Annotated in this window: 23 protein-coding genes, 1 tRNA gene and 1 pseudogene; 22 read left to right on the forward strand and 3 right to left on the reverse strand. The window is 68.1% G+C overall.

The genetic code is table 11. From position 1 onward, the window contains the following. Nucleotides 1-9: 9 nt before the first annotated feature. On the reverse strand, nt 10-987 hold the full coding sequence (locus AC5RVD_RS13335; RefSeq protein ID WP_494113416.1) for a helix-turn-helix transcriptional regulator: 978 nt from the start codon (nt 985-987) through the stop codon (nt 10-12). Nucleotides 988-1,235: 248 nt separating this feature from the next. On the opposite strand from AC5RVD_RS13335, the gene AC5RVD_RS13340 reads away from it, so the two are divergent. Beyond that, complete coding sequence (locus AC5RVD_RS13340) at nt 1,236-1,793, forward strand: DinB family protein (RefSeq protein WP_494113417.1); 558 nt, start codon at nt 1,236-1,238, stop codon at nt 1,791-1,793. 177 nt (nt 1,794-1,970) lie between these two features. Here the strand turns inward: AC5RVD_RS13340 and AC5RVD_RS13345 are convergent, their stop codons facing one another. Beyond that, a complete protein-coding gene (locus tag AC5RVD_RS13345) occupies nt 1,971-2,138 on the reverse strand; it encodes a hypothetical protein (protein WP_494113418.1) in 168 nt (55 codons plus the stop codon). 81 nt (nt 2,139-2,219) lie between these two features. Here AC5RVD_RS13345 and AC5RVD_RS13350 point away from each other — a divergent pair, with 81 nt between their 5' ends. Further along, nucleotides 2,220-3,218: a GlxA family transcriptional regulator gene (locus tag AC5RVD_RS13350; RefSeq protein ID WP_494121555.1), complete on the forward strand. Its 999-nt coding sequence runs from the start codon at nt 2,220-2,222 to the stop codon at nt 3,216-3,218. 167 nt (nt 3,219-3,385) lie between these two features. Beyond that, complete coding sequence (locus AC5RVD_RS13355) at nt 3,386-4,015, forward strand: hypothetical protein (protein WP_494113420.1); 630 nt, start codon at nt 3,386-3,388, stop codon at nt 4,013-4,015. Nucleotides 4,016-4,109: 94 nt separating this feature from the next. Here the strand turns inward: AC5RVD_RS13355 and AC5RVD_RS13360 are convergent. Continuing rightward, nucleotides 4,110-4,182, reverse strand: a tRNA-Arg gene (locus AC5RVD_RS13360). A 217-nt stretch (nt 4,183-4,399) separates the two neighbouring features. Here AC5RVD_RS13360 and argS point away from each other — a divergent pair. From argS to AC5RVD_RS13455, 19 genes and pseudogenes are all read left to right on the forward strand, one after another. Next, nucleotides 4,400-6,043 (forward strand): arginine--tRNA ligase, encoded by a 1,644-nt coding sequence (argS, locus tag AC5RVD_RS13365; RefSeq protein WP_494127175.1) that lies wholly within the window; start codon nt 4,400-4,402, stop codon nt 6,041-6,043. Further along, nucleotides 6,043-7,518, forward strand: a complete 1,476-nt coding sequence (gene lysA, locus AC5RVD_RS13370) for a diaminopimelate decarboxylase (protein ID WP_494127176.1) — start codon at nt 6,043-6,045, stop codon at nt 7,516-7,518. Before argS ends, lysA begins: the two co-directional genes overlap by 1 nt. 56 nt (nt 7,519-7,574) lie before the next feature. Then, the gene (locus tag AC5RVD_RS13375; protein WP_494127199.1) at nt 7,575-8,900 is read left to right on the forward strand and encodes a homoserine dehydrogenase; all 1,326 of its coding nucleotides are present in this window, start codon (nt 7,575-7,577) and stop codon (nt 8,898-8,900) included. Continuing rightward, nucleotides 8,901-10,001 carry a threonine synthase gene (thrC, locus tag AC5RVD_RS13380; RefSeq protein WP_494113423.1) on the forward strand — a complete coding sequence of 367 codons (1,101 nt, stop codon included), beginning with the start codon at nt 8,901-8,903 and terminating at the stop codon, nt 9,999-10,001. Continuing rightward, a complete protein-coding gene (gene thrB, locus AC5RVD_RS13385; RefSeq protein ID WP_494127177.1) occupies nt 9,994-10,980 on the forward strand; it encodes a homoserine kinase in 987 nt (328 codons plus the stop codon). The genes thrC and thrB overlap by 8 nt, the downstream gene beginning before the upstream one ends. Before the next feature lie 319 nt (nt 10,981-11,299). Further along, nucleotides 11,300-13,414, forward strand: coding sequence for a transcription termination factor Rho (gene rho, locus AC5RVD_RS13390; RefSeq protein WP_494127178.1), 2,115 nt, complete (start codon nt 11,300-11,302; stop codon nt 13,412-13,414). A 140-nt stretch (nt 13,415-13,554) separates the two neighbouring features. Beyond that, nucleotides 13,555-14,634, forward strand: a complete 1,080-nt coding sequence (prfA, locus tag AC5RVD_RS13395) for a peptide chain release factor 1 (RefSeq protein WP_494113426.1) — start codon at nt 13,555-13,557, stop codon at nt 14,632-14,634. 6 nt (nt 14,635-14,640) lie between these two features. Continuing rightward, nucleotides 14,641-15,486 (forward strand): peptide chain release factor N(5)-glutamine methyltransferase, encoded by an 846-nt coding sequence (prmC, locus tag AC5RVD_RS13400; protein WP_494127179.1) that lies wholly within the window; start codon nt 14,641-14,643, stop codon nt 15,484-15,486. Between the two features lie 18 nt (nt 15,487-15,504). Next, nucleotides 15,505-16,164, forward strand: a pseudogene (locus AC5RVD_RS13405) (L-threonylcarbamoyladenylate synthase); the annotation flags it as partial. 11 nt (nt 16,165-16,175) lie between these two features. Then, entirely contained in the window at nt 16,176-18,074 is a 1,899-nt protein-coding gene (locus AC5RVD_RS13410) for a polysaccharide biosynthesis protein (RefSeq protein WP_494127180.1), read from the forward strand. Beyond that, entirely contained in the window at nt 18,071-19,084 is a 1,014-nt protein-coding gene (locus AC5RVD_RS13415; protein ID WP_494127181.1) for an MraY family glycosyltransferase, read from the forward strand. The genes AC5RVD_RS13410 and AC5RVD_RS13415 overlap by 4 nt, the downstream gene beginning before the upstream one ends. An 89-nt stretch (nt 19,085-19,173) precedes the next feature. After that, a complete protein-coding gene (locus AC5RVD_RS13420) occupies nt 19,174-19,689 on the forward strand; it encodes a Cg1360 family ATP-synthase-associated protein (RefSeq protein WP_494127182.1) in 516 nt (171 codons plus the stop codon). Beyond that, nucleotides 19,679-19,951 carry a hypothetical protein gene (locus AC5RVD_RS13425; RefSeq protein WP_494127183.1) on the forward strand — a complete coding sequence of 91 codons (273 nt, stop codon included), beginning with the start codon at nt 19,679-19,681 and terminating at the stop codon, nt 19,949-19,951. The genes AC5RVD_RS13420 and AC5RVD_RS13425 overlap by 11 nt, the downstream gene beginning before the upstream one ends. A gap of 86 nt (nt 19,952-20,037) precedes the next feature. After that, on the forward strand, nt 20,038-20,844 hold the full coding sequence (atpB, locus tag AC5RVD_RS13430; RefSeq protein ID WP_494113431.1) for a F0F1 ATP synthase subunit A: 807 nt from the start codon (nt 20,038-20,040) through the stop codon (nt 20,842-20,844). Between the two features lie 65 nt (nt 20,845-20,909). Further along, complete coding sequence (atpE, locus tag AC5RVD_RS13435) at nt 20,910-21,113, forward strand: ATP synthase F0 subunit C (protein ID WP_074701684.1); 204 nt, start codon at nt 20,910-20,912, stop codon at nt 21,111-21,113. Nucleotides 21,114-21,161: 48 nt separating this feature from the next. Further along, complete coding sequence (locus AC5RVD_RS13440) at nt 21,162-21,710, forward strand: F0F1 ATP synthase subunit B (RefSeq protein WP_493979718.1); 549 nt, start codon at nt 21,162-21,164, stop codon at nt 21,708-21,710. Continuing rightward, nucleotides 21,710-22,519 carry a F0F1 ATP synthase subunit delta gene (locus AC5RVD_RS13445; protein ID WP_493979719.1) on the forward strand — a complete coding sequence of 270 codons (810 nt, stop codon included), beginning with the start codon at nt 21,710-21,712 and terminating at the stop codon, nt 22,517-22,519. The genes AC5RVD_RS13440 and AC5RVD_RS13445 overlap by 1 nt, the downstream gene beginning before the upstream one ends. Nucleotides 22,520-22,622: 103 nt before the next feature. Next, nucleotides 22,623-24,260 carry a F0F1 ATP synthase subunit alpha gene (atpA, locus tag AC5RVD_RS13450; protein WP_494127184.1) on the forward strand — a complete coding sequence of 546 codons (1,638 nt, stop codon included), beginning with the start codon at nt 22,623-22,625 and terminating at the stop codon, nt 24,258-24,260. A 70-nt stretch (nt 24,261-24,330) separates the two neighbouring features. Further along, nucleotides 24,331-25,224, forward strand: a complete 894-nt coding sequence (locus tag AC5RVD_RS13455) for a F0F1 ATP synthase subunit gamma (RefSeq protein WP_494113432.1) — start codon at nt 24,331-24,333, stop codon at nt 25,222-25,224. The last annotated feature ends 51 nt before the right edge of the window (nt 25,225-25,275 follow it).

Raw genomic sequence — 25,275 nt, forward strand, 5'->3', positions numbered from 1 at the left:
CTGTCCCACCTATGCGGTAGGGGCGGCCGCCGTTCCCGTGCCGGCGGCAGCAGCCAGCCGGCCCGCGAGCTCCGCGGCGCGCTGCCGGAATTCCGCCGGCTCCAGGATTTCGAACGCAAAGCCGGTGGCGGCCAGCTCCACCAGTGGGTAGTCCAGCGAATCGTAACCCGCCCGCAGCAAGGTGGCGCCGCCGTCGTCGGACAGGACGGCGATATTCGGCGGGATCCTCTCCGCGACCGCCTGCAGCGGAGCGTCAATCCGTACCACCACGTCAAACCTGTACGGGGACCTGGTGATCGATTGCTGGACGTAGGCGGCCAGGTCCGGCTGCGGCAACTGCCGCGGGGCAAAGCGTTCACGGGCCGTGGGAACCGATTCGAACCGGTCCACCCGGAAGGTGCGCCAGTCCTGCCGGCCCGTATCGTAGGCCACCAGATACCAACGGCGGCCGGTGTCCACCAGCCGGTACGGTTCGGCCAAGCGGCGGCCGGACTCGCCGTCTGCCTTGGCGTAGCGGAAGCCGATCACGCGCCGTTCGGCAATGGCGGTGGAGATTGCGGTCAGCACCTCGGGATCCACGGCGGCGGTGGGGCCGGCCAGGGTGACCACAGCGTTCTTCAGGGTGGAAAACTTGGGGCGGAGCCGCGCCGGCAGCACCTGCTCCAGCTTGGTCAGCGCCCGGAGGGAGGCCTCGCCGACGCCGGCCACCGGGCTGGCGGTCACCGCCCCGAGGCCCAGCGCGACGGCGAGGGCTTCGTCGTCGTCCAGCAGCAGCGGCGGAAGCTGCGCGCCCGCGCCCAGCTGGTAGCCGCCGGCGACGCCGGGGGACGCATTGATGGGATAACCGAGGTTGCGCAGCTTGCCGATGTCGCGGCGCACCGTGCGTTCGGTGACGCTCATCCGCTCGGCCAGGGCGGAGCCGGTCCACTCCCGGCGCATCTGGAGCAGGGAGAGCAGCTGCAACAGCCGCGCGGACGTTTCGAGCATGGCCCACCTGTCATCAGCAGCCCGAGCGTGCGGCGTCATGCAGCACGCGCGGGTGCCGGTCGTTCCGGCAACAGGGCCACTCTAGTCTCGATTGAGGACAAGAGCTGTCCGGTATGAGCCCCGGGGTGGTGCCGGAAAACCTGCGTCGTGCCGCGGCCGTGGCCCGGCTCTGGGCAAACGGCCGGCCGCCCGGCATGATGGACTCCCGGGCTCCGGAGCCGAGGAGCCGCCGTTGGGGAGGAGCCGGCATGCCGTTCAATGCAGCCGAGGAGTTGCTCGAGCAGCTGACCTGGCATTGGGACGCCCAGGCCCGGCCACGGCTGGAGGGACTCACCGACGAAGAATACTTCTGGGAGCCGGCCGAGGGCTGCTGGAACGTGCGCCACCGCGGCACGAGTACCGCACCGATGGCGGTGGGCGCCGGTGATTTCACGATCGACTTCGCGCTTTCGGAGCCGGTGCCGCCGCCGGTGACCACTGCCGCCTGGCGGCTGGGCCACATTCTGGTGGGCGTGCTGGGCAGCCGGAACGCCTCGCACTTCGGCGGTCCGCCGGTCTTCTACGAATCGTTCGACTATCCGGGCACGGCGTCAGGGGCGTTGGAGCTGCTGGACGAATACTACGCGCGCTGGATTGCGGGGGTCCGTGCGCTCGGCGAGGAGGGGCTGGCGCTGCCCTGTGGGCCCGCCGAGGGCCCTTACGCCGATCGCTCCATGGGGACGCTGGTGCTGCACATCAATCGGGAAATGATTCATCACTTGGCCGAGATCGCACTGTTGCGCGACCTCTTCGCCCACCGCCAGTAGCCCGGGCCCGGGCGGACCCGCGGGGCCAGGTTCGGCCGGACGTGCCGGCCGGGGGAAGGCCCCGCAGGTCCCTCCGGGAGGCAGAGCGGGGGGTGCAGGCCCCGCAGGGCCCGCCGGGAGGGAGCCCGTAGGTGCGGACAGGTCCCGCAGGTCCTCCCGGAGGGTCCCGTGGGCGGGTCAGGCCAGTCGGGCGAGGTCGGTGTAGGCGCGGCTCGGGGTGGAGCCTGCCGTCCAGTCGGCCTGCGAGCGTTCCGGCGGGGTGATGCCCCGTCCGTCACGGAAGATCAGCCGGAGGGTTCCGGTGATGACGAGGAGTGCCAGGGCGGTGATCAGGAGGAGTTCCATGCCTCCATGGTGGTCCTGCCGCCGCCAAAAAAAGAGTGGCAGAAACGACCATAAAGCATAAAAAACTGCCATACTGGAGGCATGTTGAAAAAGGTGGCCCTGATAGTGCTTCCGGGAGCGGCCCCGTTCGAATTCGGGGTGGTCTGCGAGGTCTTCGGCATCGACCGGTCCGACCGCGGGACTGGCGTCCCGGCGTTCGACTTCCGGATCTGCACTCCTGAGCCGGGGACTGTCGGTACCAAGCTGGGGTTCTCCCTGAACGTCCCGCTCGGACTGGATGCCGCCGCCGACGCAGACCTGGTGGTGGTGGCACCGTACCAGCGCATGGACCAACCCCCCGAGGCACTTTTGCAGGCCCTGCAGGCCGCACATGCCCGCGGCGCCTGGGTGTTGTCCGTGTGCTCTGCGGCCTTCGTGCTGGCCGAAGCGGGGCTGCTGGACGGCCGGCGCGCCACCACGCACTGGCAGTACTCACACCAACTGGCTGCCGAATATCCCCGGGTCGACGTCGACGAAAACGTGCTTTACGTGGAAGACGACCGCATCATCACCAGCGCCGGCACGGCCGCGGGAATCGACGCCTGCCTGCACCTGGTCCGGACCGAACTCGGGGCATCCGTGGCGACGGCCATCGCCAGGGACATGGTGGTGCCGCCGCACCGGGCCGGAGGGCAGGCGCAATATATTGACCGGCCCATGTCGCTGGCCGGCTGCCACACCCTTAAAGACCTGCTGGCGTGGCTCACTGAAAACCTGGCCCAGGAGGTTAGCGTTGCCCAGCTGGCCGCCCGGGTGCATATGTCCGAGCGCACCTTCGCCCGGCGGTTCCGGGCCGAGACCGGCGCGACGCCGGCCGCCTGGATCAACGCCCAGCGGGTGCTGCGCGCGCAGGAGCTGCTGGAGGAATCGGACCTGAACGTCGAAGAGATTGCCCGGATCACCGGGTTTGGGCAGGCGGTGCTGCTGCGCCACCATTTCGCCAAGGCCGTTGGCGTGAGCCCTGCCTCCTACCGCCGCACCTTCCGTGGCAGCGGCGCCACCGCCGGCGCGCGGCAGCCGGCAGGCAGTGCGGCCGGCTAGGAGCTGGTTCTCCCCCCGGCGACCGGGGGAGTGGCCTTGTTCCGCGGCCGGTGTGCATGCACAATCATAAGTGTGCTTAGTAGTCCGGCGGGCGGTGCGCGGCGGACGACCACGGCGCATCGAGTCGCCGGGTGCGCGCACCCGAAGCGAATTAAGGAGAACCGGTGATGAGTTCAGCTGCAGAAGGGGCCAGGAGCCCGAAGCAACGACGCAATGAAGTGGTAGCGGCGGAGAGGCGCCAATTCGGCGGCATCAAGTGGGGTTCGGCATTCTTCGGCTGGCTCGCGGCTACCGGGATCGGGGTCATCCTGACGGCGCTGGTAGCCGCCATCGGCACGGCAGTCGGGATCGCCGAGAGCGCCGATCCCGCGCAGGTTGCCGATCAAGCGTCCCGGAACCTGGGGACGGTCGGAATAGTGGGCGGCATCATCCTGGCCGTCATCTTGTTCATCTCGTATTTCTGCGGCGGATACGTCGCCGGCCGGATGGCCCGCTTCGACGGGGTCAAGCAGGGGTTGGCCGTGTGGCTGTGGGCAATCGTGGTTGCCATTGTGCTGGCCATTCTCGGGCTGATCGCCGGCAGCCAGTTCAACGTCCTGAGTTCCCTGAACAGTTTCCCCCGCGTGCCCCTCGGCGAGGGGGAGCTGACGACCGGCGGCATCGTTTTTCTGGTCGTCGCGGCGCTGGTCTCGCTCGCCGGTGCGATTCTCGGCGGCAGGTCCGGAATGCATTTCCACCGCAAAGTGGACCAGGTGGGCGTCGACCGCCGCTTCGACGGGGCGGCCGACGGCGAGTGACGCTGGTCCGGCGTTGGCCGGCTGCCGTTAATGAGAGTTAACGAGAGAATCCCCGGCGGTTTCGCCGGGGATTCTCCCTTGTCCTGCGCTTCAGTGCCCTCGATAGGATTCGAACCTACGGCCTTCTGCTCCGGAGGCAGACGCTCTATCCCCTGAGCTACGAGGGCGCGGCACCGGCTGTTGGCCCGGTGCCCTGCGGGACCTATTGAGCTTATCAGTATCTGCGCCGCCAGAAGAAATGCGCCCGGACCGGCCGCGACGGCGACCCGGCGGGAAGCGGCCGGTCCGGCCGGCACGTCCGGCCGGCAAAGCCCGCCTGCGAGCCCGGTCACAGCCAGCCCGCCGAAAGCCGGGCGGATCAAGGGATTGCCCTATGCTTGTGGGGTGACTCCTGAAGAACTTTCCGCTGCCATTGCCGCCTGCCTGCAGGCCGCCGTCGACGCCGGCGACTTCGCCGTCGAAATGCCCAGCGAGGTCCGCGTGGAGCGCCCGAAGAACCGCGAGCACGGGGACTGGGCCACCAACATCGCCATGCAGCTGGGCAAGAAGGCCGGCATGAGCCCGCGCCAGTTCGCCGAAATCCTCAGCGCGCGGCTGGAGAAAATCGACGGCGTCAGCCGGGTGGACATCGCGGGACCCGGATTCCTGAACATCACCGTGGACGCCGCCGCCGCGGGAACGCTGGCCCGCAGCATCGTGGAGGCCGGCAGCGCCTTCGGCACCGCCAGCGACCTGGCTGGCCAGCGGATCAACCTCGAATTCGTCTCCGCAAACCCGACCGGTCCGATCCACCTGGGCGGGACCCGCTGGGCGGCACTGGGCGATGCCCTGGCCCGCATCCTGGCCGCGCAGGGCGCCGACGTCACGCGAGAGTACTACTTCAACGACCACGGGTCGCAGATCGACCGCTTCGCCCGCTCGCTGCTGGCGAAGGCAAAGGGCGAACCCGCCCCCGAGGACGGCTACGGCGGAGACTACATCGGCGACATTGCGCAGGCGGTCCTGCGGCAAAACCCGGATGCGCTGTCGGCGGCCGACCCGCAGGAAGAGTTCCGCAGCCGCGGCGTCGAACTGATGTTTGCCGCCATCAAGGAATCGCTGCATGAGTTCGGTGTGGACTTCGACGTCTACTTCCACGAAAACTCCCTGTTCGAGGACGGTGCGGTCGAAAAGCTGCTGCAGCAGCTCAAAACCTCCGGCAGCCTCTATTTCCAGGACGGCGCCTGGTGGTTGAGGTCCACCGACTTCGGCGACGACAAGGACCGCGTCGTCATCAAGTCCGACGGCAACGCCGCGTACATTGCCGGCGACATTGCGTACTTCAAGAACAAGCGGGACCGCGGCTTTGACCTGTGCATCTACATGCTCGGCGCCGACCACCACGGCTACGTCGCCCGGCTGAAAGCCGCCGCGGCTGCCATCGGCGACGACGCCGACCGGGTGGAGGTGCTGATCGGCCAGATGGTCAACCTGGTCAAGGACGGCAAGCCCATGCGGATGTCGAAGCGGGCCGGCACGGTGGTGACCATGGAGGACCTGGTCGATGCCGTGGGCGTGGATGCCGCCCGCTACGCCCTCACCCGCTCGCACGCCGATTCCAACATCGACATCGACCTGGACCTGCTGGTCAAGCACAGCAACGACAACCCGGTCTTTTACGTGCAGTACGCCCATGCGCGCACCTGTGCCGTGGAGCGCAACGCGGCCTCTTCCGGCGTGGACCGCAGCGCGTTCAATGCATCGCTGCTGGACCACGCCACGGAGAACGAACTGCTGGCGGTGCTCGGCGCCTACCCGTCGGTGGTCGCCACGGCCGCGAAGCTGCGGGAACCGCACCGCATCGCCCGGCACCTGGAAGTCATCGCCGGCGCGTACCACCGCTGGTACGACGCCTGCCGGGTGACGCCGATCGGCGACGGCGAAGTCACCGACACGCACCGTACCCGTTTGTGGTTGAACGCCGCTGTGACCCAGGTCCTGGCCAACGGCCTCGGCCTGCTGGGCGTCAGCGCGCCGGAGAGGATGTAATGCCCGCAGCACACGAAACCACCGCAGCCTCTCCGCTGGCTCCGGACTGGCTCACCTGCCCGCAGGACGTCAACCGGCTCGACGCCAAGCTCTGGGCCCGGGACGTGTCCCGCGGCGCGGCGGGCGAACTGGAAATCTCCGGCCTCGGCGTCGCCCGGCTCAAGGAACAGTTCGGCACGCCGCTGTTCGTGGTGTCCGAGGACGACTTCCGGGCCCGCGCGCGCGAGTTCCAGCAAGCCTTCGACGAGGCTTTCAGCACTCTCTGCGGCGGCGTGGATGTGTACTACGCCGGCAAGGCGTTCCTCAGCGTGGAAATCGCCCGCTGGGTGGCGCAAGAGGGGCTGCGGCTGGACACCTGCAGCGGCGGCGAGCTGGCCGTGGCCGCCCGCGCGGGCATTCCGGGGGAGGACCTGGGCCTGCACGGCAACAACAAGTCGGACGCCGAGCTCCACCGCGCGCTGGACATGGGCCTGGGCCGCATCGTGGTGGACAGCCTGGACGAACTGGCACGCCTCGGAGCCATCGCCGCGGCCCGCGGCGAGATGGCCAACGTGATGCTGCGGCTGACCCCCGGCGTGCACGCGCACACCCACGAGTTCATCGCCACGGCGCACGAAGACCAGAAATTCGGCCTCTCGATGGCCAGCGCGGACGACGGCGCGGGGCACGACGCCGGTGCGCAGCCCCGGTCGGCCGGCTCGCCGGCCGCGCAGGCCGTGGCGGCGGCGCTGGCGCACGAGTCCATCAACCTGCTGGGCCTGCACTGCCATATCGGATCGCAGATCTTCGAACCGGAAGGCTTCGCGCTGGCGGCCGAACGGCTGCTCACGTTCGTGGCCGAGGTCAAGCAGGTCCACGGCGTGGAGCTGCACGAACTGGACCTGGGCGGCGGTTACGGCATCGCCTACACCGAGGCCGACGCCCCCCGGCCGCCGGCCGAACTCGCCCAGGCGATGGCCGCCGTCGTGCGGTCCGTCACCGAGCGGCTGGGCATCCGGGTGCCGCGGATCTCGATCGAACCGGGCCGGGCAATCGCCGGGCCCAGCACGTTCACGCTGTACTCGGCCGGCACCCGCAAGACCGTCCAGGTGGACGTGGACGGCGGCGGCAGCAGCCCGCGGCGCTACGTCTCCGTGGACGGAGGCATGAGCGACAACGCCCGCCCCGTGCTCTATGACGCCGACTATTCCGCCGCGCTGGCCTCGCGTGTGACGGACGCGGCCCCGATTATTTCCCGCGTGGTTGGTAAACACTGCGAGAGCGGTGACATTGTAGTCAGGAACGTTTACCTGCCCGAGGACATCGAGGCAGGGGACCTGCTGGCGGTGCCGGCGACCGGGGCCTATTGCTGGGCGCTCTCCAGCAACTACAACTACGTCGCCCGGCCACCTGTGGTTGCCGTGCGCGGCGGCGAGGCGCGGTTGATCATCCGAGGCGAAACCGAAGCCGACCTGCTGGCCCGCGACCTGGGCTGACCGCCGGTCGGGCAGCAGCCAATGCGAGTGAACAAAAGACTGAGAGTTTGGGCAGCATGAAAACGCTGAAGGTAGCACTGTTGGGATGCGGGAACGTCGGCGCCCAGGTGGCCCGCATCCTGATTGACGACGCCGATGTGCTCGCCGCACGGACCGGCGCGCGGCTGGAACTGACCGGCATCGCGGTGCGCAATGCCGCGGCCAAACGGGCGGTGGAACTGCCCGCCGAGCTGTTCACCACCGACGCCGCGACGCTGGTCAAGGATGCCGACATCGTGATCGAACTGCTGGGCGGCCTGGAACCGGCCCGGACGCTCATCCGCACCGCGATCGCCAACGGGGCCGCCGTCGTCACCGGCAACAAGGCCCTGCTGGCCGCCGACGGACAGGAGCTGTACGCGCAGGCCGACGACGCCGGCGTCGAGCTCTCCTTTGAGGCGGCCGTGGCCGGGGCCATCCCGATCCTGCGGCCCATCCGCGAGTCGCTGGCGGGGGACCGCGTCACCAAGGTGATGGGCATCGTCAACGGGACCACCAACTACATCCTGGACCAGATGGATTCCACCGGCGCCCAGTTTGGCGAGGCGCTGGCCGCCGCGCAGGAGCTCGGCTACGCCGAAGCCGACCCCACCGCCGACATCGAAGGCCATGACGCCGCCGCCAAGGGCGCCATCCTGGCCGGGCTGGCCTTCCACACCGCGGTCGACCTGGCCGACGTCCAGTGCCAGGGCATCAGCTCCGTCTCCGCCGACGACATCGCCGCGGCCCGGGACGCCGGCTATGTGATCAAGCTGCTGGCGATCGCCGAGCGGCTGCGCGGCGCCGACGGCCGCGAGGGCGTGTCCGTGCGCGTCCACCCGACCCTGCTGCCGCGCCAACACCCGCTGGCCGCCGTGCACGGAGCGTTCAACGCCGTCTTCGTGGAAGCGGAAAACGCCGGCGAACTGATGTTCTACGGCCAGGGTGCCGGCGGTGCGCCGACAGCCTCGGCCGTGGTCGGCGACGTGGTCAGTGCCGCCCGGCGCATAGTCGGCGGCGGCCCGGGCCGGACCGAGACGGCGACGGTGGACCTGCCCGCCGTCGGGCTCGACTCGGTCAGGACCAGCTACTACATCGGCCTGGACGTGGCCGACCGGCCCGGTGTGCTGGCCCAGATTGCCGGCGTCTTCGCCGAGCACGGGGTCTCCATCGAGACCATGCGCCAGACCATCCACACCGAAGGCCCCCTGGATGCCGCCCACGACGGCGGCCAGGTGACCGCCGAGCTGCGCTTCGTCACCCACCGGGCCTCCGAGGCGTCGCTGGCCGCAACGGTCGAAGCCGTGCGCGGACTCGACATCGTCAACGCTGTTACCTCTGTCCTGCGAGTAGAAGGAATCTAAGTGGCCCACCAATGGCGCGGCGTCATCCGTGAATACGCGGACCGGCTGCCGGTAACGGAGCAGACCGAGATCATCACCCTCGGCGAAGGCGGCACCCCGCTGGTGCAGGCCAAGGCCCTCTCCGAACTGACCGGCTCCGAGGTCTACCTCAAGGTGGAGGGGATGAACCCCACCGGCTCCTTCAAGGACCGCGGCATGACCATGGCCATCACCGCGGCCGTGGAGGCCGGCGCCAAGGCGGTGGTCTGCGCGTCCACCGGCAATACCTCCGCCTCCGCTGCCGCCTATGCCACCCAGGCCGGGCTGAAGTGCGCGGTGCTGGTGCCGGCCGGCAAGATCGCCATGGGCAAGATGAGCCAGGCGATCGCGCACGGCGCCGAGATCATCCAGATCAACGGCAACTTCGACAACTGCCTGGAGGTGGCCCGCAAGCTCTCCGAGGCGTACCCGGTGTTCCTGGTCAACTCGGTGAACCCGGCACGCATCCAGGGCCAGAAGACGGCGGCCTTCGAGACCGTCGATTATCTGGGCGACGCCCCGGACATCCACGTGATGCCGGTGGGCAACGCGGGCAACATCACCGCGTACTGGAAGGGGTACCAGGAGTACGCGGCGCCGTACGAATCGGCCGTTGCCGGCATGCTCCCGCCGGTCGCCACCAAGACCCCCACGCTGTGGGGCTTCCAGGCCGCCGGCGCGGCGCCGCTGGTGCTGGGACACCCGGTGACCGAACCGGAAACCATCGCCACCGCCATCCGGATCGGCAATCCGGCCTCCTGGGACACCGCCGTCGCCGCACGCGACGAGTCCGGCGGGCTGATCGACTCGGTGACCGACGACGAGATCCTGGCCGCGCACCGCTGGCTCTCCTCCCGGGAAGGCGTCTTCGTGGAGCCGGGCTCTGCGGCGGGCGTTGCCGGCGTGCTCAAGAAGCACGCGGCCGGCGAGGTGCCTGCGGGCAAGACCATCGTCATCACGGTCACCGGCCACGGGCTGAAGGACCCGCAGTGGGCGCTGCAGACCCAGGACGGCAGCGAGGTGGCGCCGGTCAAGGTGGACTTCGACGTGGTCAGCGTGGCCAGCGCCCTTGGTCTTGAGTAGCAGCACCTTGCCGGGGGAGGACACCGCGGTGGCCGGCCGCATCGCGCCCGGACAGCGCGTCACGGTGCGGGTGCCGGCCACCAGCGCCAACCTGGGCCCCGGCTTCGACAGCCTGGGCCTGGCGCTGGCGTACTTTGACACGGTCACCGTGGAATCGACCGACGACGGCGTCTTCCACGCGTCCGTGACCGGCGAGGGCGCGGCGAACCTGCCCTCCGATGAAAGCCACCTGATTATCCGCACCCTGCGCAGCACGCTGCGTGAAGCGGGGTACGACGCGAGCGGGCTGCGTCTTCAGGCCCGGAACCTCATTCCGCACGGCCGCGGCATGGGTTCCTCGGCCGCCGCCGTCGTGTCCGCCGTGCTGCTGGCCGACGCCCTGCTCCCGGAGCGCGAACGGCTGGGGGCGGACAAAATCCTGCAGGTTTGCTCGGCGCTGGAGGGCCACCCCGACAACGTGGCTCCGGCCCTGGGCGGACAGCTGGCCATCTCCTGGGAAGAGGACGGCGTGTTCTCCAGCACGTGCGTGCCGATCTGCCCGGACATCGTTCCGGTGCTGGCCATCCCGGCCTATGAGCTGTCCACGGAAACGGCGCGCAACCTGCTGCCCGAGTCCGTGCCGCACCAAGTTGCCGCCGCCAATTCCGGCCGCGCCGCGCTGCTGGTCCACGCGCTGACCCGCGATCCTTCCCTGCTCAGGGCCGGAACCGAAGACTGGCTGCACCAGCGGCACCGGGCGCCGGCCATGGAACCCAGCGCCGCGCTCATCGCGGCGTTGCGCAGCCAGGGCCACGCCGCCGTCGTCTCCGGTGCCGGACCCACCGTGATGACACTCGCCGCGGACGAGGCCGAAGCGGCGCAGGTCCAGCGGGCCATCGCCGCGCACCTCGAACGCAGCGACATGCCGGGAAACTGGCGTGTGCTGAAACTGGCAGTGGACACAGATGGTGCTAAAGTGGAAGTGCACCCCCGGGATTAACCGGCGAGGACACCTGCCGGATGCTCCGGATCAAGCAAGCCGAGTAGCCGTTTGGGCAGGATCCCCGTTCCAGGTGCAGCCTTTCAGGAGCCTTCCGCGGCACTCAACGGCGTTGCTGCCGGCCATCGGCCGGACAGGACCTCACTCGTTCCATCCGGACGGCTTGTTTCAAGGTTTTCATCTCTGATCACCCGGACTTGTTGCGGCATGACGCCGCAGGCAATACCGGACCCAGCCGGGCTTCTCATGCATCGGCCGGGTGGCAAACAACGCGGTGCGCTTCATATGCACACCGCCCGACGAGGGGGAAGGATCCTTCGTGACCGAAACCACTGACCTGACCGCAGGTGTGGAAACAATAGACTCTCCTGCACCGAAGAGTGCAGGCCTTGCCGGCCTGAAGCTGGCCCAACTGCAGGTGCTGGCGGGGCAGCTCGGCATCACCGGCGGCTCGCGGATGCGCAAGGGCGACCTGGTCGCCGCGATTTCCGACCACCAGCGCGGCTCTTCCGTGGCCGACCGGACGGCCAAGAAGGCCGACCAGCCGGTGCGCACCGAAGCGCCGGCGGCGGCCAAGGAACAGACCGCCGGGCCGGCTGGCGACGGCGCAACCGGCGGCACGCCCGGTGGCGACCTCACCAAGGCGGCGGATCGGGTCAGCCGCACCCGCAACCGCAACCGCCGCGCCAGCAGCGACGGCACCGTGGCTTCCGCCGACGGGGAAGCAACGGCCGCCGCCACCGAAGCGCCCGCCGAAGCTCCGGCCCAGGCCCCCGCCCAGGCCCCCGCTGCGGACAGCGCTCCGGCCGACGGCGAAGGACGCCCGGAGCGCCGCAGCCGCGGACGCAACCGCCGTTCCGAGTCGAGCCAGCAGGACACGCCCGAGACCAAGGCCGACGCCCCGCAGGAAGCCGCCGAGGGCAAGCCGGCCGAGGGCAGGCAGGACGAGAAGAAGGACGGCCAGGACGGCTCCGGCCAGCAGGCCGGCCGCGGCGACGGCCAGTCGGATCGCCGCAACCGCAACCGCAACCGCAACGAAGCCGACCGCGACACCCGGGACAACCGCGATACCCGTGACAACCGCGACACCCGGGAGCGCGACACCCGCGACACCCGCCAGGATGACGGCGACGAGGGCGGCCGCGGCCGCAACCGCAACCGCCGCAACCGCCGCGACAACGACAGCAACAACACCCGCTACCGCGACCGCAACGAGCGGCGCCGCGGCCGCGACCGCGGTCCGGAGGTCGACGACACCGAGATTTCCGACGACGACGTGCTGCTGCCCGTCGCCGGCATCCTGGACGTGCTGGAGAACTACGCCTTCGTGCGCACCTCCGGCTACCTGCCCGGACCGAACGACGTGTACGTCTCGCTGGCCCAGGTCAAGAAGCACAACCTGCGCAAGGGCGACGCCGTCGTCGGTGCCATCCGCGCACCGCGTGACGGCGATTCCGGCGGCCAGAGCAGCCGGCAGAAGTTCAACGCGCTGGTCAAGCTCACCTCCGTCAACGGCAAGCCGGTGGAGGAGAACAAGGACCGCGTGGACTTCACCAAGCTGGTTCCGCTGTACCCGTCCGAGCGACTGCGCCTGGAGACCGAGCCGAAGAAGATCGGCCCCCGCGTCATCGACCTGGTGGCTCCGATCGGCAAGGGCCAGCGCGGCCTGATCGTCTCCCCGCCGAAGGCCGGCAAGACGTTGATCCTGCAGTCCATCGCCAACGCGATCACCACCAACAACCCCGAGGTCCACCTCATGATGGTGCTGGTCGATGAGCGGCCCGAAGAAGTCACCGACATGCAGCGCACGGTCAAGGGCGAGGTCATCGCCTCGACCTTCGACCGTCCCGCCGATGACCACACCACCGTGGCCGAACTGGCCATCGAGCGCGCCAAGCGCCTGGTGGAGATGGGCATGGACGTGGTCGTCCTGCTGGACTCGATGACCCGCCTGGGCCGCGCCTACAACCTGGCCGCCCCGGCCTCGGGCCGCATCCTCTCCGGCGGCGTGGACTCCTCGGCGCTGTACCCGCCGAAGCGCTTCTTTGGCGCCGCCCGGAACATTGAAAACGGCGGCTCCCTGACCATCCTCGCCACCGCGCTGGTGGAGACCGGGTCCAAGATGGACGAGGTCATCTTCGAGGAGTTCAAGGGCACCGGCAACATGGAACTGCGCCTGTCCCGCTCGCTGGCGGACAAGCGCATCTTCCCGGCCGTCGACGTCAACGCCTCGGGCACCCGGCGCGAGGAGAACCTGCTCTCGCCCGAAGAGGTCAAGATCATGTGGCGCCTGCGCCGCGTCCTTTCGGGACTGGACACCCAGCAGGCGCTGGAACTGCTCACGGGCAAGATCCGGGAGACGCAGTCCAATGTCGAGTTCCTGATGCAGGTCCAGAAGACGACGCTCGGCTCGAAGTCCGAAAACGACAAGTAGCTGCCCTAGCCGCCCACATGTGCCGGCCCCGCCTCTGTGCGCGGGCCGGCGTGTGCTGGGCGGCTTGTCGTTTAAGGGCGCATCGCCCGCACCCCCGCCATTGCTATCTAGACTTGTTGTGAGTCGAAAGAGGTTTGAAGATGTTTGAGTCCGTTCAGGGGCTTCTTGACGAGCACGCCGCGCTCCAGAAGGAATTGAGCGACCCCGCCGTCTATGCCGACCAGGCGCGCGCGCGGAAGCTGGGGCGGCGGTCAGCGGAGCTGAACGGCATCGTCGAAGCGCACAAGCGCTGGTCGCACCTCTCGGACGATCTCGAAGCGGCACGCGAGCTCGCCGACGAGGATCCCGAACTGGCGGCCGAGGTGCCCGGGCTCGAAGCCGAACTCGAAATCGCCCAGGAACGGCTCCGCCGCCTGCTGATCCCGCGCGATCCGGACGACGCCCGCAACGTGATCATCGAGGTCAAGGGCGGCGAAGGGGGCGACGAGGCGGCCCTGTTCGCCGGCGACCTGCTCCGGATGTACATGCGCTACGCCGAGTCCCGCGGCTGGAAGACCGAGATCATCTCCGCGACCGAGTCCGATCTGGGCGGTTACAAGGACGTGCAGATGGCCATCAAGGGCAGCTCCAACGACCCGGCCGAAGGCGTGTGGGCCCGGCTCAAGTTCGAGGGCGGCGTGCACCGCGTCCAGCGTGTTCCGGTGACCGAATCGCAGGGCCGCATCCACACCTCCGCCGCCGGCGTCCTGGTGCTTCCCGAAGTGGACGAGCCGGAAGAGATCGACCTCAGCCCGAATGACCTGAAGGTCGATGTCTACCGATCCTCCGGGCCCGGCGGCCAGTCCGTGAACACCACCGACTCGGCGGTGCGCATCACCCACCTGCCCACCGGCATCGTGGTCGCCATGCAGAACGAGAAGTCCCAGCTGCAGAACCGTGAGGCCGCCCTGCGCGTGCTCCGGGCGCGGCTGCTGGCCCACCAGCAGGAGCAGATCGACGCGGCGAACTCCGAGACCCGCAAGTCGCAGATCCGCACGATGGACCGCTCCGAGCGCATCCGCACCTACAACTTCCCGGAGAACCGGATCGCGGACCACCGCACCGGCTACAAGGCCTACAACCTGGACGCGGTGATGAGCGGCGAGTTGGAACCGGTGATCCAGTCCGCCATCCAGATGGACGAGGAACACCGGCTGGCCGCCCTCGGCGAGGAAAACTAGCCAGCAGTGCCCGCCACGAACCTGGCCGACGCCTTGTCCGCCGCCACCGCGCGGTTGGCCGAGGCCGGCGTCCCCTCGCCGCGGGTCGACGCCGAACTGCTCGCCGCCCACCTGCTGGGGGTTTCGCCGGGGCGTGTCCGCGCGCTGGCGCTGATGGGAGCGGAAGCTCCGCCCGGGCTCGAGGACCTGGTGGCCGAGCGGGCCACCCGCATCCCGCTGCAGCACATCACGGGCCGGGCCTATTTCCGGCATGTCGAACTGCAGGTGGGACCGGGCGTGTTCGTCCCGCGGCCGGAAACCGAAACCGTCGCCCAGCACGCGATCGACCGCGCGCGGGCTTTGCCCGCGGCCAAAGTGGTGGACCTGGGCACCGGCTCCGGCGCGATCGCCGCCGCCGTGGCGAGCGAAGTTCCCACGGCCACCGTCTACGCGGTGGAGCTGAGTGCCCTGGCCCACGCCTGGGCCGAACGGAATCTGGCGCCGCTGGGCGTTACCCTCCTGCGGGAGGACCTGCGCACGGCGCTGTCCGCGCACGACGGAACCTTCGACGTCGTAGTCTCCAATCCGCCGTACATCCCCGCCGAAGCGGTCCCGCGCGAGCCCGAGGTGGCCGACCACGACCCGCAGATGGCGCTCTACGGCGGGGGAGCGGACGGCATGGAACTGCCGGCGGCCACGGCGGCCTCGGCCGCGCGGCTGCTGAAGCCGGGCGGCCATTTCATCATGGAGCATGCCGAAGTCCAGGCCGCCGCCGTGCTGTCCCTCCTGCGCTCGGCCGGATGCTGGCAGCAGGTGGCCACCCAGTACGATCTGACCGGACGCGAGCGGGCCACGTCGGCTCAACGGTTATGAGAATGGAACAATGAGACTGTGAGCACTACGTATAACTGCGACGACGCCGCAGACCGCAGCGAGGGACTGGCGGCGGCACAGGCCGCCATCGCCGACCGGCAGTGTGTTGTCATGCCTACCGATACCGTCTACGGGATCGCCGCCGACGCGTTCTCGCCGCAGGCCGTGGCCACGCTGCTCGCCGCCAAGGGGCGCGGGCGCAAAATGCCCCCGCCGGTGCTGGTGCCGCGGCCGCAGACCATGGACGGGCTGGCCACCGACGTGAGTGACGAGGCCCGGGCCCTCGCCGACACCTTCTGGCCCGGCGGGCTGACCCTGATTTTCCGCGCGCAGCCGTCGCTGACCTGGGACCTGGGCGAAACCAAGGGCACCGTTGCCCTGCGCATGCCCAACGACGAACTGGCGCTGGAACTGCTGGCAGCCACCGGGCCGCTGGCCGTTTCCTCCGCGAACCGCACCGGCCAGCCGTCGGCGCAGACGGCCGCGCAGGCCCTGGAGCAGTTGGCCGAGTCCGTGGACGTCTACCTGGAAGACGGCTTTCGGCCTGTCGGGGGGACGACGGCGGTGCCCTCCACCATCGTTGACTGCACCTCCGCCACGCTGCGGGTAGTGCGCGAAGGCACCATCAGCCTGGAGACATTGCGAACCGTCGTGCCGGGTATCCTGGGCCTGGGGGAGACGGCAGAGGCATGAGCCGCGATTCCGCTCTTCCCCGCGGCAAGACCGCCAGCAGCGACCGTGCCCTGTGGCTCTGGTCGCAGATCCTGCTGGACTCCCTGGCCTGGGTCCTGGCCATCGTCCTGGCCGTCTTCCTGCGCTACGAGATGACGCTGAGCCTGACCAAGGTCCCGGGCATCGTCCTGCTCTGCGCGGTGGCCATCGCGGCCCAAATGGCCGTCGGGTCCGCCTTCGCGCTCTATAAGGGGCGCTACAGTTTCGGCAGCTTCCACGAGGCCAAGCTGCTGGTCATGGTGACCATCTCGGTGTCGTTGATCCTGAGCGTCGGACTGCTGCTGTTCGGCATCTCGCTGGGGATCGCGCGCGGCACCGGCCTGATCGCCTTCCCCTTCGCCTGCCTGTTCATGGCCGCCGTCCGCTACCTGAAGCGGATGTACGTGGAAAGCAAAGCCAAGCCGGGCGACGAGGCCGAGCGGACGCTGATCTACGGCGCCGGGTTCGTCGGCAACAACATCGTGACCCGGATGAGCAACGACCCGGCCTCGCCGTGGCTGCCGGTGGGGCTGATCGACGACGATCCGGCCAAGAAGCACCTGCGCATCGCCTCCGTGCCGGTCCTGGGCCGGATGGAGGACCTGCCGGAGATCGCGCACCGCACCGGGGCGACCGTGCTGCTGGTGGCGATCGCGGACATCGACTCCGCGCGGATGCGGCAGATCTCCGACAGCATCGCGGGCCGGAACATGCGGGTGCTGGTGGTACCGCCGCTGAAGGAGATGCTCACCGGACGGCAGGACTTCTCCTTCCGCGAGGTGGACATCGAGGACCTCATCGGGCGGCAGCCGGTGGACATCCACGTCGAAGAGATCGCCCACTACGTCACCGGCAAGCGGGTGCTCGTCACGGGCGCCGGCGGGTCCATCGGTTCCGAGCTGTGCCGCCAGATCCACGCGTTCCAGCCGGCCGAGCTGATCATGCTGGACCGCGACGAGACCGGGCTGCAGGGCACGCAGATCTCGATCACCGGCAAGGGCCTGCTCACGGGCAGGGACACCGTGCTGGCCGACATCCGCGACCCCGCCGCCCTCGAGGCCATCTTCCTGGACCGCAGGCCGGAAGTGGTGTTCCACGCCGCGGCGCTCAAGCACGTGTCGTTGCTGGAGCAGTATCCGGAGGAGGCCTGGAAGACCAACGTGCTCGGTTCGCTGAACGTGCTGCGCGCCGCCCGCGCCGCGCACGTGGCGACCTTCGTCAACATCTCCACCGACAAGGCCGCCAACCCCACCACCGTGCTGGGCCATTCCAAGCGCGTGGCGGAAAAGCTGACGGCCTGGGTGGCGCAGGAAACCGGGCAGAAGTATGTCTCCGTCCGGTTCGGCAACGTGCTGGGCAGCCGCGGTTCGGTGCTGCCGCTGTTCAGCGAGCAGATCCGCAAGGGCGGTCCGGTCACGGTCACCGACGCCGCGGCCACGAGGTTCTTCATGACGATTCCGGAAGCCTGCCAGCTGGTGATCCAGGCCGGCGCCATTGGCAGCGGCGGGGAAGTGCTGATCCTCGACATGGGCGAACCGGTGAAGATCCTGGACGTCGCCGAGCGGATGATCGCGATGTCGGGCAAGGACGTGGAAATTGTCTTCACCGGCCTGCGCCCCGGCGAGAAGCTGCACGAGGACTTGATCGGGGAGGGCGAAAGCGATTCCCGGCCGCTGCACCCCAAAATCTCGCACGCCTCCATCGAGGGGCTGGACCCGGACCGGATGAGCCTGGACGAGTGGAAGAGCCGGCAGGACCTGGTCGCGGCCTCGACGGGCGCGATGGATGTGGTCCCGGCGGCAGCGGCCGCCGATGACGAACTCGAGGCCGGACTCGAGGCCGGACTCAAGGCCGACGGGCGGGAGCGGGCGTCGTGACCGCAGCCGTGGTGGCCGTTGCCGCGGCCCTTCTGCTCAGCCTGTTGCTGCCGTTCGCGCTGATCCCGATGCTCGAGCGGCTCGGCGTACTCGACGTGCCGAACGAGCGGTCCTCGCACACCCGCGTCGTCGTCCGCGGCGTGGGCATCACCGTGGCGGCCGGGCTGCTGGCCGGGCTGCTGATCGCGGCGCTCGGGGGTGCCGCCGACGCGCCGACGCTGCTGCTCGCGGTCGCCGGGGTGTCCGCCGCCGCCGCGCTGTTGGGCTGGATCGAAGACTTCCGGGGACTGTCCATCCGCGGACGGGCCGCGCTGCAACTGGGCATCGGAGCCGGCGGCACCGCGCTGGCCATTGGACTCACCGGCCAGACCTGGTGGTGGCTGCCGCTGGGCGCCCTGGCCCTGGCGGCCTATATCAACATCGCCAACTTCATGGACGGCATCAACGGGATTTCCGGGTTGCACGGCCTGGCCGTCGGATTGATGTTCGCCGCTACCGGGGCCGTCACCGGCCACGGCTGGCTCGTGGTCGGCGGGACCGTGGTGGCGGCCGCGTTTGTGGCGTTCCTGCCGTGGAACCTGGGCCGCGGGAACGTCTTTCTGGGCGACGTCGGCAGCTACCTGCTGGGGGCGAGCCTGACCATGCTGGGCATCAGCGCCTTTTTGGACGGCGTGCCAGCGGAGTACCTGCTGGGACCGGTGGCCATCTACCTGGCCGACACCCTCGCCACGCTGCTGCGCCGGATCAGCGCGGGGGAGCGGTGGTACGCGCCCCACCGCCAGCACGCCTACCAGCGGCTGACGGACGTGGGCTTCAGCCACGTGCAGTCGGCGCTGCTGGTCACCGGCTGTTCGTTGCTGACCGGCTTCTGCGGTTACCTGGCGGCCGAATCGGGCCTCGCGGGCAAGGCGGCAGCCATCGCCGCGTGCGCCGTCGTCGTCGTTTTCTACCTGCGCGCGCCGGTGCTCTTCAGCCGCCGCTCTTCAAACGCCGCAAGACCGCCGGCGTAACAGCCGGGCCCGACTCGTCGGCAAGTTCTATCTCATGTAGAATAAACCCGGCCGTTCCGGCCCCCACAGCGATCGAAAACGGACTTCCAATGCGCGCTTCCCGCCACGACGGCTACCCCGCCGCTGGCGCAGCTGTCGCTGCATCCGGTCCCACGCGGTCGCCGTGGTTGAAGATCCTGCGGTCCGCCCTGGTCGCCGGCGGCGCAACCGCCGTGCTGATCATCGTGATATCGACGCTGGCCGCGGGTGCGGCCGGTGCGCTGAGTGCCCTGCTCGGCGCGGCGCTGGTGGTGCTGTTCTTCGCCATCAGCCTGCTGGTGGGCCATTTTGTGGGACGGTCGAATCCTTCCGGCGCCATCGGCGCCTTCATTGCCACCTACATCATCAAAGTGGTGGGTTTTGGGGCCGCGCTCTTCCTCATCGGCACCCCGATGTGGCTCGAGCGGACCTGGTTCTTCGTGGCGGCGGTGGCCACCGTGGTGGTCTGGCAGGCGGCAGAAGTGTTCGCCTTCTCGCGGACCCGCCACCAGTTGTACGCCGATCCCGAACCGGACCCGGCAGACAGCCGGCCGCACACGAAAGGGGAGACCGGACATGGCAGCTAAAGGCACTTCCGGCCCCGCGCGGAGCGGTTCCGGCGACGACTCCACCTACCAGGGCGGCAACACCGTCCTCACCTATATCCTTGGCGGGATCATCGCCTGGGGTTTGATAGGCTGGGGTTTGGACTTTCTGTTGGATACCCGCTGGCTGATTTTCGCCGGTGCCGTTCTGGGCGCTGGAGGCGGATATTATCTGGCCCGCAAACACAACCTCACGCGCGGCGCCCGGCGCCGCCATGAGGACGGCGCGGGGGACCACACCTAAATGTCAGAAAACTTCATATGGTGGCCTGCCTCGATGGCGACCCACCCTGAAACGCCCAAAGATGGACACTGCAGAGAGGAAACGCGTTGATCGCGCTTGCGCTTCCGGCGGCCGCTGATGAAGGTGGCTTCGTCCCACCGAGCCTCGAAGATATGCATCTACCGGAGGTTCTCCCGTGGATGGCCCCGTACGGTGAGGGTTTCGGCAAGCAGATGCTGCTGGTCCTGTTGTCCGTTGCACTGATTTCCTGGTTCTTTGTGGCGGCCTCCCGCCGCCGCCAGCTTGTCCCCGGCAAGCTGCAGCACCTGGGCGAGATGAGCTACAACTTTGTCCGCAACTCAGTGGGCAAGGACATCATCGGTGAGCGCGATTTCAAGCCGTTCGTCCCGCTGCTGATGGCACTGTTCTTCTTCATCCTGGTGAACAACCTCTTCGGCTCCATCCCGCTGCTGCAGCTGCCGACCCCGTCCCACGTGGGCACGGCCTACGCCTTGGCCGGCGTCGTCTATATCACCTGGATCGCGCTGGGCATCAAGAAGCACGGCATCGCCTACTTCAAGCTCGCCGTCGTTCCGTCCGGCGTGCCGAAGGCGATCCTCCCGCTGGTCGTCCTCATTGAGATCATCTCCACCTTCCTGGTCCGCCCGGTCACGCACAGCCTGCGTCTGTTCGCCACCATGCTGGCCGGCCACCTGATCATCATGCTGGCCGCCGCCGGATCCGAATTCCTGATCATGGATGCCGACTTCTGGCTCAAGCCGCTGGGCATCCTGACCCTCGCCGGCGGCGTGGGCATGTACTTCTTCGAAATCCTGATCCAGGTCCTGCAGGCGTACGTGTTCGTCCTGCTGACCGCGATCTACATCCAAGGCTCCCTGGCCGAGGAACACTAGATTTCCCCGCTGGGGAAGAACCTGAACCAACAACCTGCCCGCGTGGGCATCTTGAAAGGAAAATAATGGAAGGCAATATCAACCTCGTCGGTTACGGTCTCTCCGCTATCGGCGGTGCCATCGGTGTGGGCCTCGTGTTCGCTGCTTACATCAACGGCGTTGCCCGTCAGCCGGAGGCACAGCGCGTGCTGCAGCCGATCGCATTCCTGGGTCTCGCGCTGACTGAAGCTTTGGCCATTCTTGGTCTGGTGTTCGCGTTCGTCCTCTAACCAGGGCAACGCGGACCATCCACACCGAGTAGATAGGACGGGTGAGATATGAATCAGGCAATGATCCTCGCCGCCGCGGAGGGTGCCAACCCTCTGATCCCTAACATCTGGGAAATCGTCGTCACGCTGATCGGCTTCGCGATTCTCATGTACATCGTCGCCAAGTTCGTCGTTCCGGCGTTCGAGAAGACGTATGCGGAGCGCACCGAAGCCATCGAGGGCGGGATCGCCAAGGCGGAGGCCGCCCAGGCTGAAGCCAGCGCTGCGTTGGACGAGTACAAGCAGCAGCTGATGGACGCCCGCGCGGAAGCCAACCGCATCCGCGAGGACGCCCGCGCCGAAGGTGCCCAGATCCTGGCGGAGCTGAAGGAAAAGGCCCAGGCAGAGGCTGCACGCATCAGCGAGCAGGCCCAGGTCCAGATTGACGCAGAGCGTCAGGCAGCCGTGACATCGCTGCGCAGCGAAGTCGGCACCCTGGCCACCGAACTGGCCGGCAGGATTGTCGGCGAGTCGCTGAACGACGACGCACGCGCTGCCCGCGTCGTGGACCGCTTCCTCGCCGACCTTGAGTCTCAGAGTGCAGGTGCTGCTAAATAATGGCCGGTGTATCGAGCGAGTCACTGAAAGCGGCACAGCAGGAACTGGAGGCTAAGCTTCCCACCGCTTCGCTGTCCCTGGCAGAGGAACTCTTTGGGATCCTGGGCCTGCTGGACAGCAATGCCGGTCTGCGCCGTGCCCTGACCGATCCGGCGCGCGACAGCACGGAGAAGGCCGACATGTTCGGCCGCCTCCTCGAGGGGAAGGTCTCGGCTGATGCCCGGGCCATCGCCACCTCGTTGGCTGCCGCGCGTTGGGCCTCTGCGCGCGACATCGGGGACGCCTTGGAGACCTTGGCGGCCACCACGGCTGTCGCCGTTGCAGAGGGCCAGGGTGTTGACGGACTCGAAGGTCTGGAGAGGGACCTGTTCGCGTTCAACCGCATTGTCGGGTCGGACCACGACCTGCAGCGTGCCCTGCTTGAACCCCAGGCTTCGGACGAAGCCAAATCGGCGCTGGCACTGAAGCTGGTGCCGGCCGCGGGTCCCGTGGCACAGCTGCTGATCCGGCAGGCGGTGACCGCCCCGCGCGGCATCAAGCCCACGGCCCTGGTAGAGCGGTTCATCCAGTTGGTGGCCAAGCGCCAGCAGCGTTGGATCGCGGAGGTCAGCGTTACCCGTCCGCTGACCAGCGAACAGATGAGCCGCCTGCAGGCTGGGCTCAACCGGTTGTACGGCCGGGAGCTGCGGATCCACTTCAACGTAGATCCACGGCTGGTTGGCGGAGTGCGGGTCATGGTCGGGGATGAGGTCGTGGATGCGTCCGTGATCTCCCGCCTGGCCGAGCTCCGCCGGAGTCTCGCGGTTTAGTCTCCTCACGGAGACTGGGCCGGAAGCCTTACACAGACTGAAAAACACACCGGTCGTCGCGCACCACGCGATGATCATAAACACAGGAGAGCAGGGACTGCAGATGGCCGAATTGACCATCAACGCCGACGACGTCCGCAATGCGCTGAACGAGTTCGCGGCGTCCTATGAACCCGGAAGCGCCGAGCGGGTCGAAGTCGGCCACGTGACCACCGCCAGCGATGGCATCGCCCGTGTCGAGGGTCTTCCCTCGGCCATGGCGAACGAACTGCTGCGTTTCGAGAACGGCGTCCTGGGCCTGGCCCAGAACCTCGACACCCGCGAAATCGGCGTGGTAATCCTCGGTGAATTCACCGGCATCGAAGAAGGCATGGAAGTTCACCGCACCGGTGAGATCCTGTCCGTACCGGTCGGCGATGCCTTCCTCGGCCGTGTCGTGGACCCGCTGGGCCTTCCCATCGACGACAAGGGCCCGATCGAATCGCACGAGCGCCGCGCACTGGAGCTGCAGGCCCCGGGCGTTACCCAGCGCAAGTCCGTGCACGAGCCGCTGCAGACCGGCATGAAGGCCATCGACGCGATGATCCCGATCGGCCGCGGACAGCGCCAGCTGATCATTGGCGACCGCCAGACCGGCAAGACCGCCATCGCCGTCGACGCCATCTTGAACCAGAAGGACAACTGGGAGTCCGGCGACGTCAACCGGCAGGTCCGCTGCATCTACGTGGCGATCGGCCAGAAGGCATCGACCATCGCTGCCGTCCGCCAGACCCTGGAGGACAAGGGTGCGCTGGAGTACACCACCATCGTGGCGTCCCCGGCCTCCGATCCCGCCGGCTTCAAGTACCTGGCGCCCTACGCCGGTTCGGCCATCGGCCAGCACTGGATGTACTCCGGCAAGCACGTGCTGATCATCTTTGATGATCTCTCCAAGCAGGCCGAAGCCTACCGCGCCGTGTCGCTGCTGCTGCGCCGCCCGCCGGGACGCGAAGCCTACCCGGGCGACGTGTTCTACCTGCACTCCCGCCTGCTGGAGCGTTGCGCCAAGCTCTCCGATGAGCTGGGCGCGGGTTCGATGACCGGCCTGCCGATCATCGAGACCAAGGCGAACGACGTCTCGGCCTACATCCCGACCAACGTCATCTCCATCACGGACGGCCAGATCTTCCTGCAGTCCGACCTGTTCAACGCCAACCAGCGTCCCGCCGTGGACGTCGGCGTGTCCGTCTCCCGCGTGGGCGGTGCGGCACAGGTCAAGGCCATGAAGAAGGTCTCCGGCACGCTGAAGCTGGACCTGGCCCAGTACCGGGACATGCAGGCGTTCGCCATGTTCGCCTCGGACCTAGATGCGGCGTCGCGCCAGCAGCTGACCCGCGGTGCCCGCCTCATGGAGCTGCTGAAGCAGGGCCAGTACACGCCTTACCCCGTGGAAAACCAGGTTGTGTCCATCTGGGCCGGCACCAACGGCTACCTGGACGATGTTCCGGTCGAGGACGTCACCCGTTTCGAGACCGAGTTCCTCTCGCACCTGCGGCACCGCAGCTCGGTGCTGACGACGATCGCCCAGACGAATCTGCTCGAGGATTCCACCGTGGACGAGTTGAAGTCGCAGATCGTGGACTTCAAGCAGGGCTTCTTCGGGGAGGGCGACAGCCGCTTGGTTGGCGCCGGCCACGAAGAGTACGACCCCCTGGCCGAAGACGAAGTCGCCCAGGAACAGATCGTCAAGCAGAAGCGCTAATTCATCTTCGTTGGCCGGGCGGAACCACTAACGGTTCCGTCCGGCCGCCGAGGACGAGGAAAGGAAGAGTATGGGAGCCCAGATTCGGGTCTACCGCCAGAAGATCGCATCGACTTCGTCGCTGCGGAAGATCTTCAAGGCGATGGAGCTGATCGCCGCCTCACGCATTGGCAAGGCCCGCAGCCGCGTCGCGGCCTCGTTGCCGTACGCCAATGCGATCACCCGTGCCGTTTCTGCCGTGGCCTCGCAGTCCGAGATCGACCATCCGCTGACCACCGAGCCGGAGCAGATCCGCAGGGCCGCCGTGCTCGTGCTGACCTCCGACCGCGGTCTGGCTGGATCGTACTCCGCTTCGGTGCTGAAGCAGGCCCAGTCCCTGACCGAGCTGCTTCATGGAGAGGGCAAGGAAGTCCGCCACTACCTGGTCGGCCGCAAGGCACAGGCCTACTTCGACTTCCGGAACATTGAGTACCAGGAGGTCTGGACGGGCGGGACGGACGCTCCGGAGTTCGCGACCGCCCGCGAGATCGGCGAGGCACTGCTCTCCGACTTCAATACGGCGTACGAGGAAGGTGGCGTAGACGAGCTCCATATCGTCTACACCCGCTTCAAGTCCATGGTTACCCAGGAGCCTGCGGTCATCCGACTGCTGCCGCTGGAAGTCGTGGAAGAAGAGGCCACCGCAGAGACCGATCTGCTGCCGCTGTACGAGTACGAGCCGGAGCCCGAGCAGGTCCTGGACGCACTGCTGCCGCGCTACATCGAATCGCGCATCTTTGCCGCCCTGCTCCAGGCCGCTGCCAGCGAGCTGGCGGCACGCCAGCGCGCCATGAAGTCGGCCAGCGACAATGCCACGGACCTGATCGAGAAGTACACCCGGCTGCGCAACAACGCGCGCCAGGCAGAGATTACGCAGGAACTCACCGAGATTGTCGGTGGCGCGGACGCCCTGGCGGCGTCCTGAGAAGTCCCTGCAGCAACAGCACACATAACCACGCCATCGAAACTGAGAAGT

The sequence above is a fragment of the Arthrobacter sp. THG-b23 genome (genome assembly GCF_059091265.1).